This window comes from Acetobacter ghanensis (assembly GCF_001499675.1).
Lineage (GTDB): Bacteria > Pseudomonadota > Alphaproteobacteria > Acetobacterales > Acetobacteraceae > Acetobacter > Acetobacter ghanensis.
Genome location: NZ_LN609302.1, coordinates 1,668,795 through 1,695,601, shown reverse-complemented (window position 1 = coordinate 1,695,601; position 26,807 = coordinate 1,668,795). Strand labels below are relative to the sequence as shown.

General features: G+C 52.5%; 23 protein-coding genes, 1 tRNA gene and 1 pseudogene. 17 read left to right on the top strand and 8 right to left on the bottom strand.

The features are described 5' to 3' along the window. Window positions 1-226 precede the first annotated feature (226 nt). The 4 genes from AGA_RS08130 to AGA_RS08120 all read left to right on the top strand — a co-directional run bounded on the left by AGA_RS08130 (window position 227) and on the right by AGA_RS08120 (window position 3,470). Complete coding sequence (locus AGA_RS08130) at window positions 227-1,672, top strand: PepSY-associated TM helix domain-containing protein (protein WP_059023804.1); 1,446 nt, start codon at window positions 227-229, stop codon at window positions 1,670-1,672. After that, window positions 1,665-1,943 (top strand): hypothetical protein, encoded by a 279-nt coding sequence (locus AGA_RS13725; RefSeq protein ID WP_157065329.1) that lies wholly within the window; start codon window positions 1,665-1,667, stop codon window positions 1,941-1,943. The genes AGA_RS08130 and AGA_RS13725 overlap by 8 nt, the downstream gene beginning before the upstream one ends. A 125-nt stretch (window positions 1,944-2,068) precedes the next feature. Then, window positions 2,069-2,344 (top strand): metal-sensing transcriptional repressor, encoded by a 276-nt coding sequence (locus tag AGA_RS08125; protein WP_059023803.1) that lies wholly within the window; start codon window positions 2,069-2,071, stop codon window positions 2,342-2,344. Between the two features lie 16 nt (window positions 2,345-2,360). Then, on the top strand, window positions 2,361-3,470 hold the full coding sequence (locus AGA_RS08120; protein ID WP_059023802.1) for an S-(hydroxymethyl)glutathione dehydrogenase/class III alcohol dehydrogenase: 1,110 nt from the start codon (window positions 2,361-2,363) through the stop codon (window positions 3,468-3,470). A gap of 67 nt (window positions 3,471-3,537) precedes the next feature. Here the strand turns inward: AGA_RS08120 and AGA_RS08115 are convergent, their stop codons facing one another. From AGA_RS08115 to AGA_RS08100, 4 genes are read right to left on the bottom strand one after another with little or no spacing between them, the layout of a single operon-like run. After that, window positions 3,538-5,121 (bottom strand): PepSY-associated TM helix domain-containing protein, encoded by a 1,584-nt coding sequence (locus tag AGA_RS08115; RefSeq protein ID WP_083503588.1) that lies wholly within the window; start codon window positions 5,119-5,121, stop codon window positions 3,538-3,540. Beyond that, a complete protein-coding gene (locus AGA_RS08110; protein WP_059023801.1) occupies window positions 5,118-5,417 on the bottom strand; it encodes a hypothetical protein in 300 nt (99 codons plus the stop codon). Before AGA_RS08110 ends, AGA_RS08115 begins: the two co-directional genes overlap by 4 nt. Next, on the bottom strand, window positions 5,414-5,701 hold the full coding sequence (locus tag AGA_RS08105; protein ID WP_059023800.1) for a hypothetical protein: 288 nt from the start codon (window positions 5,699-5,701) through the stop codon (window positions 5,414-5,416). Before AGA_RS08105 ends, AGA_RS08110 begins: the two co-directional genes overlap by 4 nt. Further along, a complete protein-coding gene (locus tag AGA_RS08100; protein ID WP_083503587.1) occupies window positions 5,695-7,962 on the bottom strand; it encodes a TonB-dependent siderophore receptor in 2,268 nt (755 codons plus the stop codon). The genes AGA_RS08105 and AGA_RS08100 overlap by 7 nt, the downstream gene beginning before the upstream one ends. A 455-nt stretch (window positions 7,963-8,417) precedes the next feature. Between AGA_RS08100 and AGA_RS08095 the strand changes: the two genes are divergently transcribed. From AGA_RS08095 to AGA_RS08085, 3 genes are all read left to right on the top strand, one after another. Beyond that, entirely contained in the window at window positions 8,418-9,461 is a 1,044-nt protein-coding gene (locus tag AGA_RS08095; protein WP_157065328.1) for a L,D-transpeptidase, read from the top strand. Between the two features lie 77 nt (window positions 9,462-9,538). Next, window positions 9,539-10,522 carry a bifunctional enoyl-CoA hydratase/phosphate acetyltransferase gene (locus tag AGA_RS08090; protein ID WP_157065327.1) on the top strand — a complete coding sequence of 328 codons (984 nt, stop codon included), beginning with the start codon at window positions 9,539-9,541 and terminating at the stop codon, window positions 10,520-10,522. 27 nt (window positions 10,523-10,549) lie between these two features. Further along, window positions 10,550-11,755 (top strand): acetate/propionate family kinase, encoded by a 1,206-nt coding sequence (locus AGA_RS08085; protein ID WP_059023797.1) that lies wholly within the window; start codon window positions 10,550-10,552, stop codon window positions 11,753-11,755. A gap of 17 nt (window positions 11,756-11,772) precedes the next feature. On the opposite strand, the gene AGA_RS08080 is transcribed toward AGA_RS08085, so the two are convergent. Next, window positions 11,773-12,705, bottom strand: a complete 933-nt coding sequence (locus AGA_RS08080) for a helix-turn-helix domain-containing protein (RefSeq protein WP_059023796.1) — start codon at window positions 12,703-12,705, stop codon at window positions 11,773-11,775. Between the two features lie 238 nt (window positions 12,706-12,943). Between AGA_RS08080 and AGA_RS08075 the strand changes: the two genes are divergently transcribed. The 5 genes and pseudogenes from AGA_RS08075 to AGA_RS08055 all read left to right on the top strand — a co-directional run bounded on the left by AGA_RS08075 (window position 12,944) and on the right by AGA_RS08055 (window position 19,857). Beyond that, window positions 12,944-13,909: a thiamine pyrophosphate-dependent dehydrogenase E1 component subunit alpha gene (locus AGA_RS08075; RefSeq protein ID WP_059023795.1), complete on the top strand. Its 966-nt coding sequence runs from the start codon at window positions 12,944-12,946 to the stop codon at window positions 13,907-13,909. 25 nt (window positions 13,910-13,934) lie between these two features. Next, window positions 13,935-14,966, top strand: coding sequence for an alpha-ketoacid dehydrogenase subunit beta (locus AGA_RS08070; RefSeq protein ID WP_059023794.1), 1,032 nt, complete (start codon window positions 13,935-13,937; stop codon window positions 14,964-14,966). 3 nt (window positions 14,967-14,969) lie between these two features. Continuing rightward, window positions 14,970-16,091 (top strand): acetoin dehydrogenase dihydrolipoyllysine-residue acetyltransferase subunit, encoded by a 1,122-nt coding sequence (locus AGA_RS08065; protein WP_059023793.1) that lies wholly within the window; start codon window positions 14,970-14,972, stop codon window positions 16,089-16,091. A 308-nt stretch (window positions 16,092-16,399) separates the two neighbouring features. Beyond that, window positions 16,400-18,849 (top strand): annotated as a pseudogene (locus AGA_RS08060) (membrane-bound PQQ-dependent dehydrogenase, glucose/quinate/shikimate family). Between the two features lie 111 nt (window positions 18,850-18,960). After that, window positions 18,961-19,857: a transporter gene (locus AGA_RS08055; RefSeq protein WP_059023792.1), complete on the top strand. Its 897-nt coding sequence runs from the start codon at window positions 18,961-18,963 to the stop codon at window positions 19,855-19,857. Window positions 19,858-19,912: 55 nt separating this feature from the next. Here AGA_RS08055 and AGA_RS08050 read toward each other — a convergent pair whose 3' ends face one another. Continuing rightward, a complete protein-coding gene (locus tag AGA_RS08050; RefSeq protein ID WP_059023791.1) occupies window positions 19,913-21,244 on the bottom strand; it encodes an Nramp family divalent metal transporter in 1,332 nt (443 codons plus the stop codon). A gap of 274 nt (window positions 21,245-21,518) precedes the next feature. Here AGA_RS08050 and AGA_RS08045 point away from each other — a divergent pair, with 274 nt between their 5' ends. After that, window positions 21,519-22,016, top strand: coding sequence for a peptide deformylase (locus AGA_RS08045; RefSeq protein WP_059023790.1), 498 nt, complete (start codon window positions 21,519-21,521; stop codon window positions 22,014-22,016). 117 nt (window positions 22,017-22,133) lie between these two features. Here the strand turns inward: AGA_RS08045 and AGA_RS08040 are convergent, their stop codons facing one another. Next, window positions 22,134-22,952, bottom strand: coding sequence for an AraC family transcriptional regulator (locus tag AGA_RS08040; RefSeq protein WP_059023789.1), 819 nt, complete (start codon window positions 22,950-22,952; stop codon window positions 22,134-22,136). A 100-nt stretch (window positions 22,953-23,052) separates the two neighbouring features. On the opposite strand from AGA_RS08040, the gene AGA_RS08035 reads away from it, so the two are divergent. Beyond that, window positions 23,053-23,439, top strand: coding sequence for a nuclear transport factor 2 family protein (locus AGA_RS08035; protein WP_172793761.1), 387 nt, complete (start codon window positions 23,053-23,055; stop codon window positions 23,437-23,439). 142 nt (window positions 23,440-23,581) lie between these two features. Here the strand turns inward: AGA_RS08035 and AGA_RS08030 are convergent. Continuing rightward, window positions 23,582-23,655 (bottom strand) — tRNA-Cys (locus tag AGA_RS08030). A 200-nt stretch (window positions 23,656-23,855) separates the two neighbouring features. On the opposite strand from AGA_RS08030, the gene AGA_RS08025 reads away from it, so the two are divergent. The 3 genes from AGA_RS08025 (at window position 23,856) to AGA_RS08015 (ending at window position 26,748) form a co-directional block, all read left to right on the top strand. Further along, window positions 23,856-24,524 (top strand): protein-L-isoaspartate O-methyltransferase family protein, encoded by a 669-nt coding sequence (locus tag AGA_RS08025; RefSeq protein WP_157065326.1) that lies wholly within the window; start codon window positions 23,856-23,858, stop codon window positions 24,522-24,524. Window positions 24,525-24,651: 127 nt separating this feature from the next. Further along, on the top strand, window positions 24,652-26,091 hold the full coding sequence (locus AGA_RS08020) for a TolC family outer membrane protein (RefSeq protein WP_059023787.1): 1,440 nt from the start codon (window positions 24,652-24,654) through the stop codon (window positions 26,089-26,091). Between the two features lie 30 nt (window positions 26,092-26,121). Continuing rightward, window positions 26,122-26,748 (top strand): DUF2497 domain-containing protein, encoded by a 627-nt coding sequence (locus tag AGA_RS08015; RefSeq protein WP_059023786.1) that lies wholly within the window; start codon window positions 26,122-26,124, stop codon window positions 26,746-26,748. Window positions 26,749-26,807: the final 59 nt, after the last annotated feature.

Here is a 26,807-nt window from a genome sequence, read left to right as displayed (position 1 = left end):
TTGCCGCCGCTTTGTTTTTGTGGCTTGCGCTTGTGCTGTGGGGGTCGGCAGCCGTTGGTCATTTCCCACTCTTCGCACTGGCAGCAACACAGGGGTATCGGGTTTTAGCCAGCGCTCTGGCTCCTCTCGTCATCGTCTGGGCATTTTGGGTCAATAATCCACGGACTGCTTTAAGAGTGAGTGTTGGACTGGCTTTAAGCGGTTTTTTAATACTGGTTTTCCAGCCATGACCCCCGCACGGCGCGCACGGCTCGCATGGTTACATCGCTGGGTTGGTCTTGTTAGTGGCTGGATTGCGTTTGCAATTTTTTTAACTGGCACACTTTCGCTGTTCGATACCGAATTAACACGGTGGATGCAGCCCGAAACAGAAACAGTGCCTTATGGCACACAGCTCTCTCTACCTGCGGTTGACCGTGCGCAACAGATCCTGCGTGACAGTAATCAAGCAGGAGCACCGCCCTCATTCCTGCTGCTACCTGACGCACGCGACCCCACACTCCGTATTCTTCATTACGATGGGCATAATTTTGTAGGGCCTATTCTGGACCCACGAACAGGAGAGAAAATACCAGCAAGACAAACCGAGGGAGGGAATTTTTTCTTTAATTTCCACTATACACTTCGCATCCCATCCCCATGGGGGGCGAGGCTGGTTGCCTGTGTAGCTTTTGCATTTTCCGCTATGGTGCTCTCTGGGGTTCTCCTGCATCTCAAACGCCTGATGCCCGATTACTTTACCCTCAGACTCAAAGCCTCCCTGCCACGCTGCCTTCTGGACCTCCATGTCTTAACAGGCAGCGCAATGCTTCCGTTCCATGTTATCATCACTTGGACTGGCCTGATTTTAACGGCAGAAAATGCATTGCCAGTTATCCAACTTGGACATGAGGTTCCAGTGCAGGAGGCCAGCACGACGCCGGTCGCCCCTCAATGGGCCCCCGAAGCATCATTAGCCCTTATGCTCCAGAACGCTCACACTCAATTGGGCGCGTCTGCTTCCTATGTGCTTTTTGACGCGGGAAAAGCAACATTTTACGCTATCCGGCATAATAGCCTAAGCGCCAACGATACCTCGGTCACGTTTAATAGCCAAACAGGACGTTTGCTCAACACAGCTCCACCCGCAACATATGCGGAAGAAGCCTTTTTTATTATGGATGGCCTGCACATAGCACGCAGCATGGGGCCTTTACTGCGCTGGCTCTGGTTTGGCGGAGGCCTGGCTTCAACCCTGATGATCGCCAGTGGGCTTGTTTATTATACGGCCCGTCAGAAAAAACAAACCTCAGCATCATTCCAACTTGCACGTCGTCTCAATCTGGCGGTCATGGGGGGATTAATATGCAGCTGCCTGAGTCTTTTCATACTCAACAGGCTTATCCCTACCATGTGGTGTACCAGAAATACACTTGAGGTCATTGGTTTTTTTAGTATCTGGGCCTGTAGTTTTTTCCTATCCATGGCCCTTTCTCCCAACAAAAACCGTACAGTCGTCTGCTGGGCAATCGGTCTGGCAGGGATGGCCGTCCCGGTTATTGACTGGATTATGGTTCCAGCTAGTGCATGGGCAACGTCCCTTCACTTCACGGTGAATAGTCTTTGCATCGTAACCGGCCTTGCATCCATTACCAGCCTTTACTTCATACCTTCTAACAATAGCCATGACTGATACAAAATTACTTGAAACAGAAATTGCAATCTTCATGGCCTGTGCCCTATGGGCTTGCAGCCTAGCCTTTATCTGTAAAAAATTTTCCTTAAAAATAAACTCTTTTCAAACAACGTTACTGCGCCTAGCAGCACTAGCATTACTGGGTATTGGTCTTAAAATTGCCGTTCCATGGGGCGTAATGCCCGCATGTGCACTTTGCATTATGTTAGTCTCAACAAACAGCATAATACTGGCGTGTACTTTTGGTTTCTTTCATTCCCAAAAATAGATGTACCGATATTATTTATATTCCTGATTACAAAATATGGAAGCGATACATTCTCATAAAAAAATAGCCAAGTCGCTTCTGCAATACTATACTCCCCCATAGTACCAAGGGGATGAAAGCATAGAATGCCGCATACGCCAGAAGATAAAAAAAAGGCGCTTACCCGGCTGCGCCGCATAAAAGGGCAGTGTGACGCGCTGGAAAGAGCTCTGGAATCTGGCGCAGACTGCCCGCCGGTGCTTCAGCAGCTTGCCGCCATCCGTGGGGCAGTGAATGGCCTGATGTCCGAAGTTATGGGCATGTATCTTCACGAAGAATTTGGCTCCGCTCCCAATCTGGAAGCTGGAAAAAAGAAGAGTATCGAAACCATTCTATCGCTTGTCCGCACGTATCTAAAATAACTCAAAAGGAACGATCATGAAGTCTCGTGCTGCTGTTGCCTTTGCGCCCAATGAGCCTCTCAAAATTGTGGAAATTGACGTAGCGCCTCCTAAAAAAGGCGAGGTTCTAGTTCGTATAACCCACACGGGCGTATGCCATACGGATGCCTTTACCCTCTCTGGCAGCGACCCAGAAGGGTTGTTCCCCTGCGTGCTTGGGCATGAAGGGGCAGGGGTTGTTGTTGAAGTCGGCGAAGGAGTGACTTCTGTTGCGCCTGGGGACCACGTTATTCCGCTTTATACAGCCGAATGTGGTAAGTGCGAATTTTGTACGTCGGGCAAGACCAACCTGTGCATTGCTGTGCGCGAAACGCAGGGAAAAGGGGTTATGCCGGATGGAACAAGCCGCTTTTCCTACAATGGAGAGCCGCTTTATCATTACATGGGGTGTTCAACCTTCAGCGAATACACGGTCGTGGCTGAAGTCTCACTCGCCAAAATAAACCCTCATGCTGACCATGAGCACGTTTGCCTTTTGGGATGTGGCGTAACAACAGGCATAGGGGCAGTGCATAATACCGCCAAGGTGCAGGCCGGAGATAGCGTGGCTGTTTTTGGCCTTGGAGGAATTGGGCTTGCTGTGATTCAGGGAGCGCGTCAGGCAAAAGCTGGTCGAATTTTTGGCATTGATACCAATCCGGCCAAATTTGAGCTTGCCAGAAGCATGGGAGCAACCGACTGCCTGAACCCAGCGGATTTTGATAAACCCATTCAACAGGTCATTCTGGATATAACACGCTGGGGCGTGGACCATACGTTTGAATGTATTGGCAATGTTAACGTCATGCGTGCAGCGCTTGAATGTGCGCACCGTGGCTGGGGCCAGTCAGTTGTCATTGGTGTTGCTGGAGCCGGGCAGGAAATTTCAACCCGACCGTTCCAGCTTGTCACCGGCCGTACATGGAAAGGAAGCGCATTTGGAGGTGTTAAAGGGCGGACCCAACTTCCCGGAATGGTAGAAGATGCCATGAAAGGCGAAATCGACCTGAAACCGTTTGTCACGCACACAATGGGACTGGATGACATTAACCACGCTTTTGATCTGATGCATGATGGTAAATCCATCCGCTCCGTGATTATTTACTGACCCCATTTTAGCACGTTTTTCTTTCCTCCCATTCCGTTACAAATGGGAGGAAAAACCCCTCGACATGTCAGGCTGATATTTTGCAGACAGATCGTCTGACGGACCACAATAGTAGAAGACCAAGACCCATCGTTATTACCGCAACACATACAGCCTGCGAACTTCCGTGCCCCATTGCCACGGAAAGCAACAAAGCTGGGGCGACCGCAACATTGGCGCCCCCTGCAACAGAAAAAAGAAGCGGCTCGCGCAGACGTTCAGGCAGGGTAAAGGATACCCCCAGACAAATAACAAAAGCCGTATAATAAAGTGCTAAAGCATCATTATAATGCCCGCCCGACGGCAAAAAGGGTGCACAAATAAACAGAATTGCAATACCCGTCATACAACCGGCTATACATCCGCTAGTCAGGCAGGACAAAATCCATGTTCCGCGAGTTTGTTGCGTCGCCTCCGTCACTTTCTGCTCACGACGCTGCCGTGCAAGGATCCAGAGCCTGTTGCCCGTATAAAATAAAAATGCTCCCCCTAAGCCCAAACAATAATACCCCCAACGCACTGGCAAGCCGCCATAACTCCCAAAATGGAGTGCAAAAAATGCGGTTAATGCGGCAAAACCAACAGACTGGTGCCCTGGGAGGTAATCAGTTGACAGGATTTTGCCACTCATGGGGTCAACCATAGCAAAGCCATTTGTTGCCCCCCGCATGGGGTAACGGTCGTCATGCCCTGCAACTCTGAGGGTCGTTTTAGTTTTTCCTTTACCCTGTTGCGTTGTGTACTCCAGCGTATCCGCCACAAAACCCGGAGCCTGCTGCTGTAATGCCGCCATAATAGCCGCTGGTGGCAACTGCTCTGCAATATTAGGTACCACTGGGGCACCACCTCTTTCCCGACCACCAAACTGCCCATGCCTGCGCATAGGATTGTGCCCGGCTTCCTCTCCCTGAGGCTGGAAGAGCTTACCCTGCACAGTAAAGACTGGCTCATGGAACGCAAAAACAACAGCGGTTACAGCAATAATGACGTGGAAAGGCAGGGAGAAAAACCCTAACAGATTATGCAGATCCAGCCATACCTTCCGTGCGCCAGTATCTAACCTGACGGCAAAAAGCATTTTCTTTAATGCTGGTAGAAAAGCGACAACGCCAGATACCAATGCCAGAAAATAGAGTAAGGCAACACACCCCATAACGTAGCGGGACACAACATGGGGCAGGGGCAGGCCCACCTGTTCGTGCAACTGATCAATAAAAAAAGGTATTTCAGATGGTTTGCGAACATCTGTTACCAAGTCACCAGTTGAAGACAAAGCCGCCAGCACAAAATTTTGTGGTCCGTGGCCACGGTGCGTGGGGTCCTGCGGCCACATCAGGCGGGCAGGGCGCGCATTGTCCGTATTCATAACAATAGTATAATGTGTGCTAGCCTCAGGAACTTGCGCAAAAGCCTTTTGCACAAGGTCTGGAATTCTCTCAACACTAACAGGCGCAGGCAGAGAGACCTTGGGCGTAAGCCAGTTTTGCAGTGGCTGCTCAAACATGCTTATGGAACCAGCATAAAACGCCACAAACAGGAATAACCCGCAAAGAATGCCGACCCAGCTATGAACTTCCCGGTAAACCTGCACGATATCGGGACGAATTTTCATGCAACAACAACCTTTGTCAGCACTTCAAACAAGCCCCATACCAACACGGTTGCACCACCTAGCACACACCATGCCCGCAGCCCTGAACGGAACAGAAAACAGCTTCCGATCAGGACTAACCAGACTAGAAGGGCGAGCCACATCAAAAATTGTGCAGAAACCGTCCGTCCATCACCTGTTGTGTGGCACAGCACCCCGACAACAGCCATGCAACCAAAAGAGAACAGGGCACCAAACACAAGCGCTGCCGTCAATTTGGCAAGCCACTGCCGATTATCCAGCCGAGATGTGTTCATGGCCGTTTTTTGCCAAACTGTAGGGTCGCCATAAACAACGGGAAAAAGCAGCAGACCAGCATAAGAAGCAGCACAACCATAAAACACGCCGTTGTCACGCTTCTGGCACAGCCCAGCAGACTTACTGCCAGAATCCCCATACCTGTTGCGCCAAACAGACAAAGCCGATGATTAGGGCGATGCACCACAAGACGCTGATGCTTGGAAGAAAGGTAGAACAATACCCCAGAAGCTGCCGTGCAGCCCCCCCCACTCAGCAGCACAAGGCCGGACTGTGTTACCATTTGTACTCCAACCGCATCGTCAAACTCCGGCCCTGCCCATAATAACAGGCCGCAAGAGCCGTACACGTTGCCACAAATCGCTTATTGGCAATATTACGCATGTTCACCGAAAACGACAGTCCATTATAACGCGGATGCGCTTCGCCTACATCGTAGCGCAGGAACATATCGAACAGAGTATAGCCGGGGATAGAGAGCGTATTGGCCGTATCACCATAACTGTGGCCCGTGTAACGCACACCGCCACCCACTCCCGTGCCTTTGAACGCTCCGGAACGAATGCGTTGGTCTGCAAAGAGAGAAGCCATCCATTTGGGCGCCTGCGGCAGGTAATTATGGAGTTGGGAGGCTGTGTTGGTCTCCGTTACCCGCGCATCACTCCGGGTTCCTGTAAAGATAATGGCCATATCCCACGGCAGATTGGCACGCCCTTCCAGTTCCAGCCCTCTTACGCGGCCTTCTCCGGTCTGCACAAGGCAAGTTGATGTGCCGCACGTCACACCACTTGCCGCTGGGGTCGTCATGTTCTGTTGCGTAATCTGGTACGCACCAAACGTTACATAAATGCTTTTGCCATACTGGTAGCGTAACCCCGCTTCATACTGATCCCCCGTCGTTGGTTTAAAGGGAAGGCCATCCAGAGAGGTTGATGGGTCTGAGACCTGTGGCTGAAACGATGTTGCGTAACTGAAGTAAGGCGCCAAGCCAAAGTCAAACAGGTAAACAGCACCCGCCCGCCACGTGAAAGCCTGGGACGTGGTGATATACCGCTTTTGAGTCAGGATATTCAGCGTATCATCCCGCGCCCAGTCCTGCCGCCCTCCGAGGGTAACACGCAGCCGGTCGAACTTGATCTGATCCTGAAAGTAAATGCCATTCTGGTGGCTTTCTGTTCCTGTATAAACCTGTGGCGTCAGTGCACCAGCGTACCCTGTAGCGCCACGATAGGACGGATTAAAAATATCCAGTTGAGGCAAAACAAGGGAAGGGGAGACAAGGTCTCGCGAGCTTTCCCAGTTGGTATAAAAATAGTCTGTTCCCACAAGAAAAGTCTGTTTGACCGGGCCGGTTGCCAGTCGGCCTTCAAGCTGGGTATCGGTTGCTACCCCTTGCGACCGACCACGCCCTTCCACCGCACGCCGGTTAACAGTTTCACCCGCCACGCAGCCGACGATTGTAGACGCACAGCTCGCAAGCGTATCACCCGATAGAACTGTCGCCCGGTACAGGTTATCAAGATAAGTATAACGAGAGTTGTTACGTAACGTTATGAAGCGGCTGAACCGATGCTCAAGAAACGACCCAACAAGCGCTTGTGTTCGGTCATAACTATTCCAGTCCCGCTCGCCTATATTCGCATTATTGGCGATATACCGCCCTTTGGATGAGTAAAGTGTGCCTGTGGCTGGAAGGAACTGAAACGTTGATCCTCCTGTATCACGCTGGTACTGCGCCAAAAGGGTCCAAGAAGAATGGTCCGCGTATTTCCATGTCAGACTAGGAGAAACATAGTAACGACCGATGGAAACATCATTAACTTGTGTTCCACCGTAGCGGGCCAGCGCAACAATACGCCCCAGCACTGTGCCTTTCTTGTTCAGCGCACCGGATACATCTCCCGCAGCTTGGCCTTGCCAGTTTTCCAGATCAGTAAAACCGGCTGTCTGAAGAAAAAACTCTCCGTGTTGTTTCTGCGTTGGCCGCTTGGTGGTCAGATTAACAATGCCGCCCGGAGCGGTCTGCCCGTATAATGCACCGGATGGACCTTTCAGCACCTCGATCTGCTGCAATGCAAAGGGGTCAAACGATGTGCGCGTCCATTGCCCTCCGGACGGAAGGCGCAGACCATCAACAAAGTTATTGTTGGAGGAAAAACCGCCCGCGCCAAAACCTCGAACCGAAACTTCATCCACGCGGCTATCTATCCCCGATGGTTCAGCCTGAACCCCGGCCGTGTAGGCCAGAGCATCCGCAACTGTAGGGGTAGCCCGTAATTCCATTTCCTCACGGCTAACGATGGAAATGGACTGAGGGGATTCAATAATAGGTGTTCGGGTTTTGGTGGAAGACGCGGCCTGAGACAGCCCCGTTGCGGTTACAATAACAACTTCCGGTTTCTTGTCCTTTTTTTTCTCGCTTTCCTCGGACTTGCTTTCTTGATCAACAAGCACGGTGTCCGAACCTGCGGCCATGGCGGCAGGGGAGCATAGAAGCAGTGTGGCAGGCATAACAAAGCTAGCCAGTGAGGCTGAATGTCTCATAGGTCTTTCCACCACAAAAATGTGAATAGCGCAGATATATGCAATTAATAATTACTGTCAACAACATCCAGTCAGGAACATCCAGACTGCTAAGATTCTGTGGTGTTCAGAACACAGTCGATCTGCCTGATCCCCACCGAAGCACCTGCGGTTTCATGCTGAATGAGTAGATAATCCCATAATGCCAAGCCCCTACGGATCAGGAGCGAGGGAAGGGGAGACCTTGAAGCTTGTTTGTAAAAATTACACCATTAATTCAATAACTTAGCGTGTCTTTGATCTATGGCCGCAAGCCAAGGTGCGACCTTTGCGCAGCCCTTACATGCAACGCATCAGAAACAAACATGCCATCTTGGATATTCCGCTTGGAAGCAAGAAGTGCCATAGTCTCCGACACTTAAGTTACAGGAGAACACAACCCGGTGGGCGCGGCGAAACACTTAATCTTCCCGATTATGTTTGGCTGCCTTTTTGCCGCTCAAACTCTTCAGGCGGCACCTTATTCTCCCAGCACAGACTTTGCCGAGGAACTCTCCAAGGCTGTTGGAGCATCCTCGCCCCACGTCTTTTTTCCTAATGGCGATATTGGGGCTCCCCTCCATGTTACCCCAAAGAACAAGCCCCTCATAGGGCCGGGAACGGCAAAAGCTGCACAAGCCAAACCCGCACAAACTACGTCTCTAACAGTCACACCAACACCAAGTGTTGAGTTGGATGATGGTCAGATACAAGCTGAAATCCAGCGACTTCAGCGCCTCTTCCAAAAAGATGTGCCCGTTGCGTTCAAACCGACGGAAACCCAAAAACACACGTGGTTGACCTTGGCGCACCAGCAAATCGGCCAGACGGGATACGCCATTCAAACATCACAGACGGTTATTATCGTAGACCGGAACCCCAGTGTGCAACGCGCCTGTATTGTTCTGGCGCGGCCGGATACCCCGGACTGGAATATCATCGGTTGCACACGCATCTCGACTGGAACAATTGGCCGCAAGCACCACTACATTACGCCCTTAGGCATTTTTACCAACTCAACAGACCGGCTGGGCTATCGAGCTCAGGGCACAAAAAACCAAAATGGCATTATGGGCAATGGTACCAAAGGTATGCGTGTATGGGATTTTGGTTGGCAGGTTGCGGAAAAAGGATGGCTACCCAGTCGGGAACAGGGCCCCATCCGACTGGAAATGCACGCAACAGACCCCGTTTTTCTAGAACGGCAACTTGGCCATATGGCTTCAGCAGGCTGTATCCGCATTCCCGCCTCCCTTAATATCTTCATAGATAAAAATGGCCTGCTGGATGCCGAATACGAACGGAAAGCAGCTACTGACAGGCGTTTTCAGGCCCTATTACGCCCAGACAGAACGCCGTCCCCTTTGGCGGGCATGGCCGTCATTGTTATAGACAGCACACCTCCGTCCAATATTGCTACGGCACAAAACCAATCACCCAATCTTGTATCTGCCAAAATACCCTCTTCGCCTATTCATTAAGGGCAGTGCGAGGCCATGGTGTGTTTTCCCGCCATGCGGCACGTTAAGCAGACCACATGCAGCGGGCCATACCGAATATGATACAGGCGAACTCTCTTTTTTCAGAAACACACCCTAATATTCGCGCCTCGACGTCTCATCAGCTTTTTACGACACTCATTAATCGCGCTCTGTGTCATGCTCCTGTTCCTTACGCCCTTGTCTGGCCATGCGAAGAACATGCTCTGGCTGGCCCGCTGGATGCTGCCGAAAAAGGCATTATCCAGCCTGTTTTAATCGGTGATGAAGCCTGCATCCGCAAAACGGCTCTACAACACAAAATTAACCTCGCCCCCTATCAAATCATCCACGCTTCAACACCCCAACAAGCAGTTCAAACGGCCATAGAACTGGTCAAAACCGGCCACGTTCAAGGCATTATGAAGGGCAGCCTGCATACCGATACACTTATGCATGCCGTTGTTAACCCAGCTAATGGGCTTTCTACGGAACGCAGGATCAGCCATGTTTTTCTGCTTGCCGTACCGAATTACAAAAACCTGCTTTTTGTAACTGATGCGGCCATCAACATTTTTCCTGATCTTTTAACCAAACGAGACATTGTCCAGAACGCCATAGACCTCCATGTGGGACTAGGGCTGGGACAGCCAAAGGTTGCCATTCTTTCAGCCGTAGAAGTCATCAACCCCAAGATCCCCAGCACACTGGATGCTGCCAGTCTTTGCAAAATGGCTGAACGCGGGCAAATTACAGGGGGCGTGCTGGACGGGCCATTGGCTATGGATAACGCCATAAACCCGGAAGCAGCCAGAATAAAAGGTCTGGCATCTGCCGTAGCTGGTCAGGCACAAATTCTGGTCACCCCCGATCTGGAAGCGGGCAATATGCTCGCCAAAAATCTGGTTTTTATGGCGGGAGCAGAAACAGCGGGTATAGCACTTGGCGCCAAGGTTCCCATTGTGCTGACCAGCCGGGCGGATAGCGTGCAGGCACGTCTGGCGTCTGCTGCCATCGGCGCGCTCTACGCCAGACATCTGGCGCAACAGGACGCAGCTTTTTAAGCCGTTATACTCCGTGGAATTACGTCCATGTCTAATATTATAGTTGTTTTTAACGCGGGCTCTTCCAGCCTGAAATTTACTGTTTTTGCAATAGAACAAAAGTCACTTATCGAAAAACTCATCAAGGGACGGCTGGAATACGACGAAGATGTGTTCCATTTTTTTGCATCAAACCAGAACGACCAGACTATTGAGAAACAAACCCATGCTCTAAACAAAAACAAACCTTTAGAATTTCTTTTCAACTGGCTAAAAGAGCACGAACAGAGGCAGCATAATATTGTTGGTATTGGCCACAGAATTGTCCATGGCGGTCCAGACTTTTTAGACCCCGTGCGCGTTACCCCAACTGTTCTGAAGCAACTTGAAGCGTTAACGCCCTTTGCCCCCCTCCATCAGCCTCAAACATTAGCGCCTGTCCATAACATTGCCGAATACGACCAGGACCTGCCGCAGATCGCCTGTTTTGATACCGCTTTCCACCGGACCATTCCCGACATTGCCCGCCTTTTGCCACTCCCACAAAGATACAAAGAGAAAGGCGTGCGCCGTTATGGTTTTCATGGTCTTTCCTTCGATTTTCTAGCGCAACGCCTCCAGCAAATTGACCCCGAACTGGCAAGCGGGCGTACCATTCTGGCCCATTTGGGTAACGGGGCCAGCTTATGCGCCCTGAAAGACGGAAAGAGTTTGGAAACCACAATGGGGTTTTCTGCTTTGGACGGCCTGATGATGGGCAGCCGATGCGGGATGATTGATCCGGGCGCACTCCTCTACATGCTGAAAGAGGAAAATGCCGACTGGAACATATTGGTCAACACGCTCTACCACCAATCCGGCCTTCTGGGAGTTTCCGGCCTGTCATCCGATATGCGAGTACTGCGCGCGCATCTGGCCCATGAAACAGATCCGCTCCTACGCACCCATATTCAGCAGGCTCTTTCGCTGTCTGCCTACCGCATTGTAGAGGAAATTGGCGCACTGGTCGCCATTATGGAAGGGCTGGATGGTATTGTTTTTACGGCAGGTATTGGGGAACACGATGCCACCTTGCGCAAAGATGTATGCGGCGCTCTGGGGTGGCTGGGCCTGAAACTGGATGACGATGCCAACTCACGACACGCCAGCATTATCAGCCAACCCGAAAGCACCATACGTGTCCGGGTCGAGCCAACGCATGAGGAGCTGGTCATCTGCCAGAAAGTCCTGCCATTTGTTCAAGACCAGCTGTAGACCCTCCGGTCTGACGTCTAGGAGACGGCTCCATGCGCCATCGACCGTAACTTACGGTACAAGGTCGAACGACTGACCCCCAGCAGACGAGCGGCAGGAGCAATCTTGCCCTGCGACATAGCCAGAGCACCTTCTATGACCGTCCGCTCCGCTTCCTGAAAATCAGGCACACCTGCGGTGCCTGCTCCCAGATCAAAGCATACACTTGCAACCTCGGTATTTTCGATCCCCAGCATGGCTCTGGCGGCAAATGTTGCACCAACCACTATGCGTTTGTCATCCAGTGCGATCATGGGCAGAGAGATGCCATTGCCTTCCCCCAGCAACAAAACTGTCCTGCTCCGGAAAGCTTCCAGAAAACTCCGCCTCTCCAGCCTGCGTGCAGCGTCGATCAGCACCGCCTCCATCATCAAAGCGATCCGCCCCGATGGGTCCGCACGGATTGAGCTGGCATCCAGCGCCCCAGCTACGCAGCCATTCGGACCATAAAAAGGTACGGCCGAGCAGGTCAGATAACGCAACCCAGTGCGCCAATGCTGGTCACGATGGACTGTAACAGGTTGCCCCTCCATCAGGCAGGTGCCTATGCCATTGGTCCCGGCCTCGGCCTCAGCCCAGTTGGCACCGGGCCACAGGTGCCAGCGGCGGCAACCCTTCTCAAAAGGAGGCGCACCACGACGGGCAACAACAATACCGGCAGGGTCCGCCAGCAGCACATTATAATCCAGCGTGGAGACTATGCCATGCAACCGATCCAACTCGGGGTCAGCTATTTTCATAGTCACGCCCATACGTTCGCGCGCCTGCCGCAATTCAGCTGAACACAGGACATCTCTCGTCAGCGCACTATCCGCAGCAATGCCATACTGCTCTGCACAGCGCCGCCATGATTTTCTGATCAGTGGCGGGAGGGTTGACCATACGCCAGAAGACAAAGCAATCGAATTCATCTGCTTTCGCCCATGCAAGGGTGTATCCTGCGTGTATTACGTTTCGGATCTGCGACACTTCATCTCCACCGTCCTCAAATACGCGTGAGAAGAATTTTGTGCCGCCTTTACCCTCCGGCATGTCTCCCCATAACTGAGTGCATACCCGTTCCGTACTGTGTTTTCCCTCCCATGGAATGGAGTGGAACTCAGTCCGTTGTCACTCAACCCATACGGCGCATTAGCTCTGGGGGCAGACATGCAGATCGCACACGACATTCTTCTGCGTTCCTACCGTTCCATGCGGACAATCCGCGACTTTGAGGAACGTCTTCATGTTGAATTCGCTACCGGAGAGATTCCGGGGTTTGTTCACCTCTACTGTGGTGAGGAGGCATCTGGCGTGGGTGTCTGCGCCCACCTGACAGATAAAGACACCATTGCCAGCACCCACCGCGGTCATGGCCACTGCATTGCCAAAGGCGTTGGGGTGGAAGGCATGATGGCCGAAATTTATGGCCGCAAGACGGGGGTCTGTCACGGCAAGGGAGGGTCCATGCATATTGCGGATCTGTCTTTGGGAATGCTGGGGGCCAACGGCATTGTTGGTGGCGGTCCGCCACTTATCTGTGGCGCAGCCTTGTCCCACAAAGTGCTCAAGGATGGTGGTGTTGCCGTGGCATTTTATGGCGATGGCGCATCCAATGAAGGCTCCACTCTGGAAAGCCTCAATCTGGCCATGGTCTGGCAACTCCCAGCCGTGTTTGTTTGTGAAGACAACGGCTATGGGGAAGCAACAGGTGCATCCTATGCGTGCGCAGGCAACCAGAAAGCGCGCGCAGCCGGGTTCGGAATGCCTTATTTTGACTGTGACGGAACAGATTTTTTTGCTGTTTACGAAGCAGCAGGTGCGGCCATAGCCCATGCAAGGGCAGGGAATGGCCCGGTCATGCTGCACGTCCATCTGGCGCGCTGGTATGGGCATTTTGAAGGCGACGCCATGACTTACCGGGCGAATGGCGAAGTAGCCCGGTTAAGAGCCGAGCATGACTGCCTCAAAAGCTTCCGGCAGCGTGTGACGGAAATAAGCCTGCTTGAGCCATCCGCTCTGGATGAGATTGACGCCAGCGTAAAAGATGAAATCGACGCCGCCGTCAATGCCGCCAAAATCGCCCCCTTGCCTGAACCAGAAGACCTGGAAGCAGACGTTTACGTCTCTTACTGAGCAAAGAGCAGAACGGAGATTTGTCATGTCCAAAAAAAGCTTCCGTCAGGCTATTAATGAAGCCCTGCGGCAGGAAATGCAGCGTGACCCACGCATTATTCTTATGGGAGAAGATATTGCTGGCGGGCAGGGTGGCACCGCAGGCATTGCGGACGCATGGGGCGGCGTGCTGGGGGTCACCAAAGGGCTTTATACCGAATTTGGTCCTGACCGTGTGTTTGACACCCCCATTTCCGAGGCATCTTATATTGGTGCGGCCGTAGGGGCTGCTGCTACTGGGTTGCGCCCGGTTGCTGAACTGATGTTTGTGGATTTTGTTGGCTGCTGTCTGGACCAGATCATGAATCAGGCCGCCAAATTCCGCTACATGTTTGGTGGCAAGGCCCGTACACCACTGGTAATCCGGGCGATGTATGGTGCAGGCTTTAACGCCGCCGCCCAGCACAGTCAGGCGCTTTACCCACTGTTTACCCACATTCCGGGCCTGAAGGTTGTTGTGCCATCCTCCCCCTACGAAGCAAAAGGCCTGCTGATTGAGGCCATACGGGATGATGATCCCGTGATCTTCCTCGAAAACAAAGTAATGTATGACGACGAGGATGAGGTGCCCGATGAGCCTTACTCCATCCCGTTTGGAGAAGCCAATCTAACGCGTGAGGGCGATGACGTAACCATTGTTGCATTCGGGCGCATGGTTAATTTTGCCAACGAAGCCGCCGACCGGCTGGAAAAAGACGGCATAAGCTGCACGGTCCTTGACCCACGCACGACATCTCCACTGGATAGTGCAACCATACTGGAATGCGTGGAAGACACGGGGCGGCTTGTTATTGTGGATGAGTCCAGCCCACGCTGTAACATGGCGACAGATGTGGCTGCACTGGTGGCGGAAGAGGCATTTGACGCCCTTAAAGCACCGATACGCAAAGTGGTGCCACCCCATACGCCCGTGCCATTCGCAACCGTGCTGGAAAAGCTGTACCTGCCAGACGCAGCCCGTATTGAATCCGCTGTACGCTCTGTCATGGCTTACAAAAAAGCAAAGCAGGATGCCTGAACAATGACGGATCTCATTACCCCCATCACCATGCCCAAATTCGGTCTGGCCATGACCGAAGGTAAAATCGCTAGTTGGAACATCGCCCCCGGCGCACACATTGATGCCGGGCAGGAAATTGCGGACATCGAAACCACCAAAATTACAAATGGCTACGAGAGTCCGGCCTCCGGTGTATTACGCCGCCAGACGGCAACGGAGGGCGAAACACTGCCGGTCGGTGCGCTACTGGGTGTATTAGCAGAACCTGCGGTGAGTGATGCAGATATTGATGCGTTTATTGCAAAGTTTCAGGCCGATTTTTCATCCAATAATGCATCCACAACCCAAGCAGACAGTGCTGAACCCACTTTGGTCACTGTTGGAGACCAGACGCTTCGTGTGCAGGAAGCGGGGGAGGGGGAGGGCACTCCCATCCTGTTCATTCATGGTTTTGGCGGCGATCTGACCAACTGGATGCTAAACCAGACCAACCTCTCATCCGACCGGCGGACCATTGCTTTTGATCTACCGGGACATGGTGGTTCTTCCAAAAATGTTAAAGACGGCAGACCCGCAACATTTGCAGAAACGGCAGCCACCCTGCTGGACAAACTGGATATTGCGCAAGCTCATATTGTTGGCCATTCACTTGGGGGGGCCATTGCACTGGAACTTGCCAAAGCTTTTCCGCAAAAAGTTGTCTCCCTTTCTCTCATCGCTCCAGCCGGGTTGGGGGCTGACATCAACATAAACTTTATTGAAGGCTTTATCTCTGCTGATCGGCGTAAAACTCTGGAGCCAGTTCTGCAGTGTCTGGTGTATGATAAAACACTGATTTCTCGCAGGATGATTGAGGATATTATTCGTTTCAAACGGCTTGATGGCGCATTGCAGGGCCTGCAGACCATAGCTAAAGCCTGTTTTCCCGAGGGCAGGCAGGCAGACGACCTGCGGCCTGTTCTGGCAGGCTTTACCGGGCCAGCGCAGATCATATGGGGCACTGAAGACGAAGTTTTATCCCCCTCGGATGCAAAGGGACTTCCTGACACTATTGAGGTTACGCTTCTTCCTCAAACAGGCCATATGCCACAACTGGAAAAAGCCACAGAAGTTAATGCAGCGATTACAAAAATAACCAGATAAAACTCTAACACTGCAATCTTACATAATCCCTGCACGCAGCATTCGCGTGCAGGGATTTTTTATTAACAAATAGTTTTTTCATTTGAAAAATAAACAACTATTCAAATATTTTAAGAAAATTCTCATTCTGTATCAAGATTGGAACAGTTTAGGAAAATCTTAAACACACTCCCGTGAACTCATACATATTCTGATTAGACTATATTCACTTATTTGCAAGTTAATGGCGCAGGATGTCTCCCGCCAGTTGCGCAATGGCTGTTGCATCGCGCGACCTGTTTTGCCGGGAGCGTTACGAGGGCATTAACATGCAACAAAGTTACACAAGACTATGGTCTGGCGTAACAGCAGTCTTACTTGCTGTTATCGGGCTTTTTCTTTTTTAGGTGGGCTGCAACTCCTCTTTCTTGGAGGGTCATGGTTCTACGCCATTGCTGGTGGCATTCTGCTTGCTGCAACGATTATCAGCTTTCGCAACCCCATTCTGGCAGCCCGTCTTTATGCCGGGTTGTTAATTCTGGCGACACTCTGGGCCTTGCTTGAGGTCGGCTTTAACATATGGGGGCTGGAAGTCCGGTTGTTAACGCTTGGCATACTTGGGGCATGGCTCCTGCTGCCCGGCGTCTGGCGGACCCAGAGCCCGTGGCTGGCCGACAAAAGGGAGTTGGCCGCGGCCTTGGCGTTTTGCTATGCCGTCATCATCGGTAGCTGCTTTGCCTCCTACTCAATTAATGGCACCGTGCCAGCCGAACGTATGGCGGCAACAACCTCGGCACCTCAGGACACCGTGCCTGCAAGCGACTGGCCCTTTTATGGACGAACGCCGCAGGGTGAACGGTACAGCCCTCTCGCCCAGATCACCCCGGATAATATTACTCATCTCAAACGCGCATGGGTAACCCAGACTGGGGATACCCAGCAGGCCGGGGAGGACGTTGTCACTGGCCCGGATTCAGGACATGAGTTCAATCTGGAACTCACACCGATCAAGGTTGGGAACACCCTATACATGTGCACTCCCCATAGCTGGGTGATCGCCATGGATGCGGCCAGTGGGAAAATAAAATGGAAATATGACCCACACCCCGCCAAGGAGGATCTGGCGGCCAACGTGTATCTGGCCTGTCGTGGCGTGTCTTACTACCGCATTCCTGACGAGGTGCAGACCTCCTGCCGCGAGCGTATCTATTCCCCGGTCGCTGATGCGCGCATTGTTGCCGTAAACGCAGAAACCGGCCAACCGTGTGAAGACTTTGGCGACCACGGCTTTATCTCCATGCGGGATTATCTGGGCCATGTGCCGCTGGGTTTTCACTTCATCACATCACCGCCTCTTGTCATGAAAAATCGTCTGATTACTGGCGGCTGGATATTTGACAATCAGGCCAACTTCGAACCATCCGGCGCTGTCAGAGCATTCGACGCCACAACAGGCAAAATTGCATGGGTCTGGGATGCAGGGCATACGCCAGAAACCTTTACCCCCACGCCTGACGACATTCTGACCCCGGACACCCCCAATGCCTGGGGCGTTTATACAGCTGACCCGGAACTGGGGCTGGCTTACGTTGGCACAGGGAACTCTCCACCTGACAACTGGGGTGGCACACGCCGTCCGTTCGATGACGCGACCTCCAGCGCCACTGTTGCTCTGGATATCGAAACCGGTGAACGCCGCTGGATCTACCAGACCGTCCACCACGACCTGTGGGATATGGACATTCCGTCTGGCCCCTCCATGGTTGATCTGCCCGGCCCGAACGGGGAAACCATTCCCGCTCTCGTGCAGAGCACCAAGCGTGGCGAATTCTTCGTGCTGGACCGCCGTACCGGCGAACCTGTACCGGGTTACCCTGTTGCGGAAAAATCCGTCCCCACGGCAGGCCATGCGCCGGATGACCGCGTCTCACCCACGCAGCCCTATCCCACGGCTATGCCGTCCCTCACGCCGCCTGACCTGAAGGAAACGGACATGTGGGGCGCAACCCTGCTGGATCAGATGATCTGCCGTATCCAGTACCGTCAGTCGGCTTACGAGGGGCAGTTTACGCCGCCGCACGTGGGCAAGACGACCATTGTCTATCCTGCGTTCTACGGCATTGTGGACTGGCAGGGCATTACCATTGACCCCGCCCGTAAGCTGATGTTTGCCAATGCCAGCTACCTACCGTTCCGCATTAAACTTGACCATCGCACAACACTGGAACAGCAGGGTATTCTGCCAAAATGGGACGGTACGGGGAATGAACCGCTCCCTAAAGGAGATGCACTGGCACTTTCTCCCAACTACGGCACTCCCTACGTTGCCTACACCAACCCGTGGCTGAACCCGCTTCAGGTCCCCTGCAAAGGGCCGGTATGGGGCACACTGACAGCGATTGACCTTGTGACCAAAAAAATCGTCTGGCAGCACCCGGTCGGCACCACCCGTGATACGGGGCCTTTCCGCACGCACAACAACCTGCCGCTGCCAACAGGCATGTATAATATCGGCGGGAACATTGTGACCAAGGGTGGCGTCGTGTTCATGGGCGCAACCGCAGACGACTATTTGCGTGCTTTTGATGTCGCTACAGGTCAGGTCATCTGGCGTGACCGTCTACCCGCAGGTGGTCAGGCTACCCCCTTGTCTTACGAGACAGGTGGCAAGCAGTACGTCGTGATCGCCGCAGGTGGTCATGGTGGGCTTGGTACCCGGAGCGGTGACTACATTGTTGCCTATACGCTCGACGGGAAGACTAGCGAGCCCGCACCGTAACAAATTACCCGGTCGGATGCTCTGTCCGACCGGGTAACAGGAACGGTCATTCCATAAAACAACAATGCCGCCATGTATTCCACATGGTGGCCTCCATAATGGAGACGTCCCATGCTGTCAGGCATAAAGCCCGAACGGCTCTTACTGGCTCTGAGCCTGTGTGGCAGCAGCGTTGCGCTGCTCTTACCGTCTCAATCCTACGCAGCGGACATCACGCTCGGCATTATTGGCCCGCATGAATACGACCTGCCGGTGGATTACAAGCCCTTCAACGTACTGGTGCAATATGGCAATGGCAATGCATCGGGCAATACATACAACAGCACTGGCCAACGTATAGCCGCACACGGCGGTAGCCATACATGGTCCGGCCTGACCAAATATGTGCACTTTCGCACTTTTGATGCACTTCCCCATGTTGGCTTTGCTTTTGAAATTATCCAGTCGGAAAATTACACACTAGCAGGTGGCACCAACTACGGAGGGCTGGGAGGCACAATTGTAGGGCCAGCCGCCTGGTTCAAACCCAATGCACATAGCACTTTGGGATTTCAGACCTTCCTGCAAACCCCGTCAGGCACACGGGACGCACTGGCGACCGGTTACTGGGCCAATATATCCAGCATTATTTTTGACTATGAATGGAAACACTTCAGCTTTGATGGTGATGTTGGCACAGTTGTTGGCTCAACAAAGCACAAAACCAACGAGCACAGCTATTCCCCCGGTGTCGTCTTTTACAGCAACCTGCGCTTTAGCTGGAAAGCAACAAAACTGGTCGAACCTTTTTTTGCATTCGACTGGCAGAATGTCGGTGGGACATATGACCAAACGGCACACTATGACCTGAGTAATTCCAACAGCCGGGAAATAGCCCCCGGTCTGGGTATTATGTTCAATATCAGCCGGACCATCAGCTTTACCGCACGTTATGCACATTCCATAGAGGGGCGAAACACGCCTGAAACGAACGCCTATTACGTTAAATTTCTTTATCTATGGCCATAAATCTTTTCCTCCCTTCGCCACCCGGGGGGAGGGGAGCGGCAAATCCAAAAATATTTTAAAATACCACTGTATCATAAAGAAGTTTAAAGTTCAGACCAAGTATAACCCCGGCAACCAACCATGAAAAAATCGTCAGCGGTTTGGAAATGACAAATTTTCCCATCAGTTTACGGTCAGACACAAACAGGACCAGAGGAATAACTGCAAATGGCAGTTGTAGGGAAAGCACAACCTGACTCGCCATTAAAAGCTGCCCAACGCTGGCATCGCCATACAGCGTTGTTCCAATAACAACAGGCACAATAGCAAGCCCCCGCGTTACCAACCTCCGTGCCCAAGGTGGCAAACTGAGATGCAAAAAGCCTTCCATCACAATCTGCCCTGCCAACGTACCTGTAATGGTTGAATTTGTGCCCGCGGCAAGCAGGGCAAGACCAAATAGGGTAGAGGCAATACCCAACCCTAACAGGGGAGAAAGCAGATGATAGGCATCCTGTATTTCCGCCACATCCTGATGACCTGTCGTATGAAAAGCAGCAGCGGCAACAATCAGAATAGCCGCATTAATAAACAATGCCAGCATTAAGGCTATTGTGCTGTCCCAAGTGGCCCAGCGGATGGCATCCTTCCTGCCTCGCTCCGTCCTTTCATACGCACGACTTTGTACAATGGACGAATGCAGGTACAGATTATGCGGCATAACCGTCGCGCCTATAATGCCAATAGCAATATAGAGCATCTGGCTATTGGTCAGAATTGCAGCTGAAGGTTTTAGTCCAGCCAGAACATCTGCCCAAGGCGGGGCTGCTGCAATAAGCTGCACAGCAAAACAAAGCGCAATAATACTTAAAAGACCAATAATAAAAGCTTCCAGATACCGAAAACCCCGGTTCATCAAAAATAGAACCAAAACCGCATCAAGGCTTGATATCAAAGCCCCAACCAAAAGTGGAATATGAAATAGCAGTTGCAATGCAACGGCTGTCCCTATGACCTCCGCAAGATCACATGCAATAATGGCCAATTCACAGGCCAGCCAGAGTAGAATATTGAGCGCAGGATGGAAGCGCCGCCGACACGCCTGCGCAAGGTCCAGACCCGTAGCTATCCCCAACCGGGCCGAAAGCGCCTGTAAAAGAATGGCCATAAAATTAGATAACAGAATGACAGATAGCAGCGTGTAACCAAAACGCGCACCGCCTTGCAGATCTGTTGCCCAGTTGCCCGGGTCCATATACCCGACCGACACCATATACCCAGGCCCGACATAACTTAAAAAGCGCCGTAACCAATGCGTATCGTCCTGTGGCACCCGAATACTCGCAAATGCTTCGGGGAGAGAGCGCCGGTCATCAATGGGGTCTGTTTGGAATGCAGATGGTTGCATTATGTCTTGCACTCAGGCGGCTTGGGTTACACCAGAAAAACAAACCTGCTCCGACAGGTCCGGCTGAGTGCCATAAATAAGTACTTTAATGGTCCTCATTTATGGAATGTGGCAACACCAGCTGTTTTGGGCAAGCCCCCAACGCTTTCTTGAAGCGCTTCGACAACCGCCGAGGCCTCATTGGCTCCATGCTTTCCGCATTGTAAAGAATCTTCATCGCCGGTTAACTGCGCTAGCCAACGACAAAACTGATTGAAAAATTAAAAGAGTTCCCATGACTGTGCAGCCAATTGTCTTTTTCCCCGATCAGCGCTTGAGGCAGGTTGCTGCTCCCGTGGTAGCTTTTGACAAGTCTTTGCATGACCTGAGCATTGATCTTCTGGATACATTACGTGCCGCTCCCGGAATTGGCATTACCGGGCCACATATTGGCATCAACCTGCGCGTGGTCGTTCTGGATCTTCCCACCTCGGATGCTCCTGAATTTTACGTCAATCCAGAAATCACATGGTTGTCGGACGATAAAGTTCAGAACGAAGAGGGGAGCATTTCCATGCCTGAAATATCCGCTCCTGTCGAACGTCCAACTTCCATCAAAATCCGTTATGCCGATTTGCACGGAAATATACATGAAGGGGAGGCGGCAGGCCTCCGTTCCGTCTGTTTACAACATGAGATCGACCAACTGAACGGAATATTCTGGCTGCAAAGACTATCCAGCCTCCGCCGCAACCGTTTGATAGCACGCTACAAAAAATTGGGGCATGCATGATTATAGAGCGCAAAACCGTTCAGTCGATCCGAAAGCCCCTCAATAAGACAAACTGTGAAAAGACCTTTGTCCAGTCAACGGCTCTGTGAATACCATCCGAGGCAAACCCTGCCAGCCTCATGTTTGCTTTTGGTCAATTCCACCTTCAGAGCAGCGCTGTGCATAGGCGCTGGGGCTATAACCGGTGCCTTTTTTAAAGGCCGCAGCAAACGCGCCCAAGCTTTCGTAACCGACTGCGGCGGCAACATCGGTCACACGCTCGCGTCGCGCCAGCCGCTCCTGCGCATTAAGAATACGCAGGCGCTGCCGCCAGACTGAAAACTGCATGCCTGTATCAGCAGTAAAATGCCGAATGAAAGACCGCAGAGACATTCCAGCCATATCCGCCCATTCCTGCTGCCCACGTGGATCAGCTGGCGTGGCGCTCAATGCTTCTGCCACCCGCTTTAGCCGAGTGTCTTCAGGAAAAGGCAACGAGGCTGAATGACGCGGAATGGACAGGAATTCATCCCAGAAACTTTCCGCCAGCCTTGCAAAGGGCTCCTGCCAAGCTGTTTCTGTGCCACTTTGCGACAGACGCTCAACCTGAGCCATCAATAACCGTGTGCAGTCTGCCACAAACGGTTTATCCGTAATTGAAGAGCATCTCTCTGCCATAATATACAGGCTCCAGCCTGTAATAGCCCCGTGGGAGCGCTCTTCATGCACGAAGTCTGGGGGCAACCAGAGCAGTTGTCGCGGCCCGATTAACCAGTAAGAACTTTGGGTCATCACGGCCATAACACCGCTTTCTACGACGAATATCTGCCCTCTTTCGTGATCATGCAGTTCAGTAGTCCGGCGATCTGCTTGCCTTACGGAGCGACCGGATAACCAAGGGGCACCACATGATGAAACAGGCCCAGTTGGCAGAAAGCAAAATGATTTGGCGTACATGAGTCGAATTATGGCCTATCCACGCAAGAATGCCAAAAGCATGTCCTTTAAAATCCTCTGATCCAGGCACTCAGAAGGTTCAAAAGCTTCCATGTCTTCTATAAGCTACGAGCAAATCATCCGGGCCATGTTCGCCACATTCACGGACTTCAGTTCAAGTCCTGATAAGCTGTTTGCTTTCATGACCCCAAACTATCGGCAATTCGTCGATGGGCATGAAATGACATTGGCGGACTTCCAAGCCCATACACACGCCTTACGCAACACGCTCAGTGCATTGGAAATCAACATTCAGCATATTGTCTGCGAAGGCGATAAAGCAGCCACCGTTCATGTGGCGCGTGCAACACGTCTCTCAGGCACGCAAAGTCGGATCAAGGTCGTGGCTTTTTATCAATTTCAAAATGGGCGCATCTGTCTTGTGGATGAACTGACGCATCTTTTAGACGGGCATGAGACGGACCAGACGCTTGGGGCCTTACAATGAGTGAAAATGCTGGCACAGCCCTTCACAGGCCACTACTGGTGTAGATTTGGCCTCTAGAGTTTCGTTCTTCACATGCCGCAGAATAACAAACCGCTGTTTTCTGCGGGCAATGTCAACGGATTGATTTATTTTCAGGGGGGAGTGGAGGTCCGGGCGGGAATCGAACCCACATACGCGGATTTGCAGTCCGCTACATCACCATTCTGCCACCGGACCAACGGTGTTTGAATGAGAGCCTTATGTCCTTTTCTTTCAAATTGGTCAAGCCGTTGTGTTGTGCCAATTTTAAAACAGTGTGCCAGACAGACTCTTAAAACCCATGGTCGGCATAGGTCGGTCGGGCAAATGGCTAACGCAGGAGAGTATGCGACATGAATGCACATGCGACCACCGCCATGCCTCAAGGAAAACAGTCAATGGACACAGCCATGTATGTTGAAGCACGCAACCTGATGGTGGATGACCAGTTACGCCCCTCGGAAATTACAGATTCGCGCATTCTGGACATTATGCGCAGCCTCCCACGTGAACTCTGCGTTAAACCAGAGCTGCGCAACGCGGCCTATGCAGATACAAGTCTGCCTCTGGCGCAGGGCAGGGTGCTGCCGCAGCCATTGCTGACTGCCCGACTGGTGCAGGCCGCCCAGCCATCAGCCAATCAACGTGTTCTGGTAGTAGGAGCGTCAACAGGGTACACGGCGGCTCTTTTTGCGCGGCTCGGTCTCAACGTCATTGCTCTCGAATCGAATCCAGAGTTGGCTCAGGTCGGGCAAACATTCTGCCAAACCTACGCTCCAACTGTTAGCTGGCATCAGGGACCACTACCCAAAGGTCTTACAGAGTCGGCACCGTATGACCTGATCTATTTTGATGGCTGCATTGCGGCTTTTCCTACCTTCTGCAACGACCAGCTTGCTGCCGATGGCCGTATTATCGGACTATTGCAAGCAAGTGGGTCTTTGCCAGAAGCTTTTCTCGCCATTCAGGAGGCCGGGTATTCCCAGCAATTCCGGGTGACGTATCTGTTTGAAGCACAGGCGCCTCTTTTACCCAACATAGCTCCCGAACGGGCCTTTTCTTTTTAAAATCCTGCCACCAGCAGCGCCTCATGCGCATGACTTTTGCAAACTATAAATTGGAATTTAATCTCACATCGTGGCATTGAACGAGGCCGCAAGCACATTGCGGTAACTGGCAAGCAGGAGCAGCCTCATGCGGCGTATTTGCGAAACCGGCCTGAGTCTGGCGGTCATACTATGCGGCTCAACCGCATGGGCGCAAAAATACGACGGCAGCGGCTCCCCTTCCTTTATACCGCATACCTTGCAGGAGGCCCTTTCGGCCGCCTACCTCACCAACCCAACCCTACAGGCTGCCCGCGCTACACTCCGCGCAACCGATGAGGAAGTGCCAACTGCACTGGCAGGCTGGCACCCCACTGTAAGCGGGCAGGTTGGGCTGTCTTACTATAACGGCATCAACGATTACGCTGGTGTAGGCCACCCACGCACCCACCAGTCTTTGCGGCGTTATGACACACCGGGTTATGCTGCGGGTGTTGCAATCAACCAGCCCATTTACAGTGGGGGAAAAACAACTGCCTCCACCCACGAAGCCGTTAATCAGGTCATGGCGGCACGGGCACATCTTATTTCGGTTGAGCAGCAAGTCTTCAAACAGGTGGTAAGCGCCTATGTGGGCGTCATTGAAGATGAACAACTCCTGCAACTGAACATTAACAATGAACGCGTGTTGCAACAGCAGTTACGCGCCACAAATGAGCGTTTCAGGGTAGGGGAAATTACACGGACAGACGTTGCACAGGCCGAAGCCGCCTATGCCTCCGCTCAGGCTACACGCCAACAATCGGAAGGGACGCTCCAAACTGCGCAGGCAACCTACATGCAGGTTGTTGGCATAGCGCCACCGCCCAACCTTGTGCCGCCACAACCCCTCGTTCTCCCGGTTAAAAACGAGCAGACGGCAGCGGCCCTGGCAGTCAAGAACAACCCCGATGTCATTCACGCACTTTTTACAGAAGCGTCTCATAAGGATGCCGTAGGCGTTGCCATGTCCACGATCCTGCCAAAAGTTTCCGCCACTCTGGGTTATCAACGGCAGATCAATCAGGCGCTGAACAATCAGACGAATGACAGCAAATACGCGGCCCTGAATTTTAATGTCCCCATTTATCAGGGTGGTTCAGAATACGCGGGGGTCCGCCAAGCCAAACAACTGGCGCAAGAGGCCCACCGAGAAGTGGATATTCAACGCCGTGCCGCTGCGCAGGATGCTGTCTCCAACTGGCAGAAACTTGTGACCTATCAGGCCTCAATCGCCAGCAACCGGATTGCCATCAAGGCCGGCACCGTTGCGCTGGGCGGTGTGGAACGGCAGGCTATGGTTGGCACCAGTACAACACTATCCGTGCTCCAGCAGCAGGAGACTCTGCTACAGGCTCAGGTCGCCCTTGTGCAGAGCCTCAGCAACATGGTTATCGCCTCCTATAATGTGGCTGCGGCCATTGGACGCCTGACGGCGGCTGATCTGAAGCTGAATGTTCCCCTTTATGATGACAAAGCATACTATAACGCGGTAAAGGATCGGTTATGGGGGTTGAACGATTATGCGCTCAACCAGCCGGGTCGATAGTGTTAAGCCAGAAGTAGCAGGGATGTGTGTATGGTGTCGCCTCAGGATTCATCTGAAGAGACAGGTAAATCAGTAGCAGATGCCCTGTCTTCCATTCGGCAGGTACTGCATGATGAGCACCTTTCGGCTACAGCAGAACATGCCCCGGAGCCGGAGGATGATCAGGATGACGATGTGCTCGTCCTGTCCCCATCCATGATGGACTCTGCGCAGCCGGACGAAAAAGACACGCCCGCGGCCCCCACCAGCACCCCGGAAGCCACCAAAGCAGACAGCAATGCTGATGCTGACCTTGTGCAACCGCGGGCCGTGGATCATGATGAAGTATTATCTGTAACGGATCTCAGGCAGATCGAACTCAACAAAAAGGCTGAACATACCATGTCTGGTCCATTGCCCATCCCCTTGAATGACGAAACGGTTTCCGATACCGCCAATTCATTTGCTGTCCTGCAGAAAAGCCTGCAAGAAAAATATCTTAGAGAACATGAGGAGAGAAAAGTGGCTGTCACGCATGAAGGGTCTCTGACGGTTGAAGACATCGTGCGCCAGGAAGTGCGCGTTTTCCTCAAAAAATGGCTCGATGCCCATCTGGCAGGCATTGTGCAGGCTGCTGTACGCAAGGAAGTTGAACGCCTGACGCAGCGCGGGCTGTAAGGTTTTCTGCTGCTGCGCTGCCTTCGTCCTTAAGGATGGAGGTAGGCAGCGCAATCCTG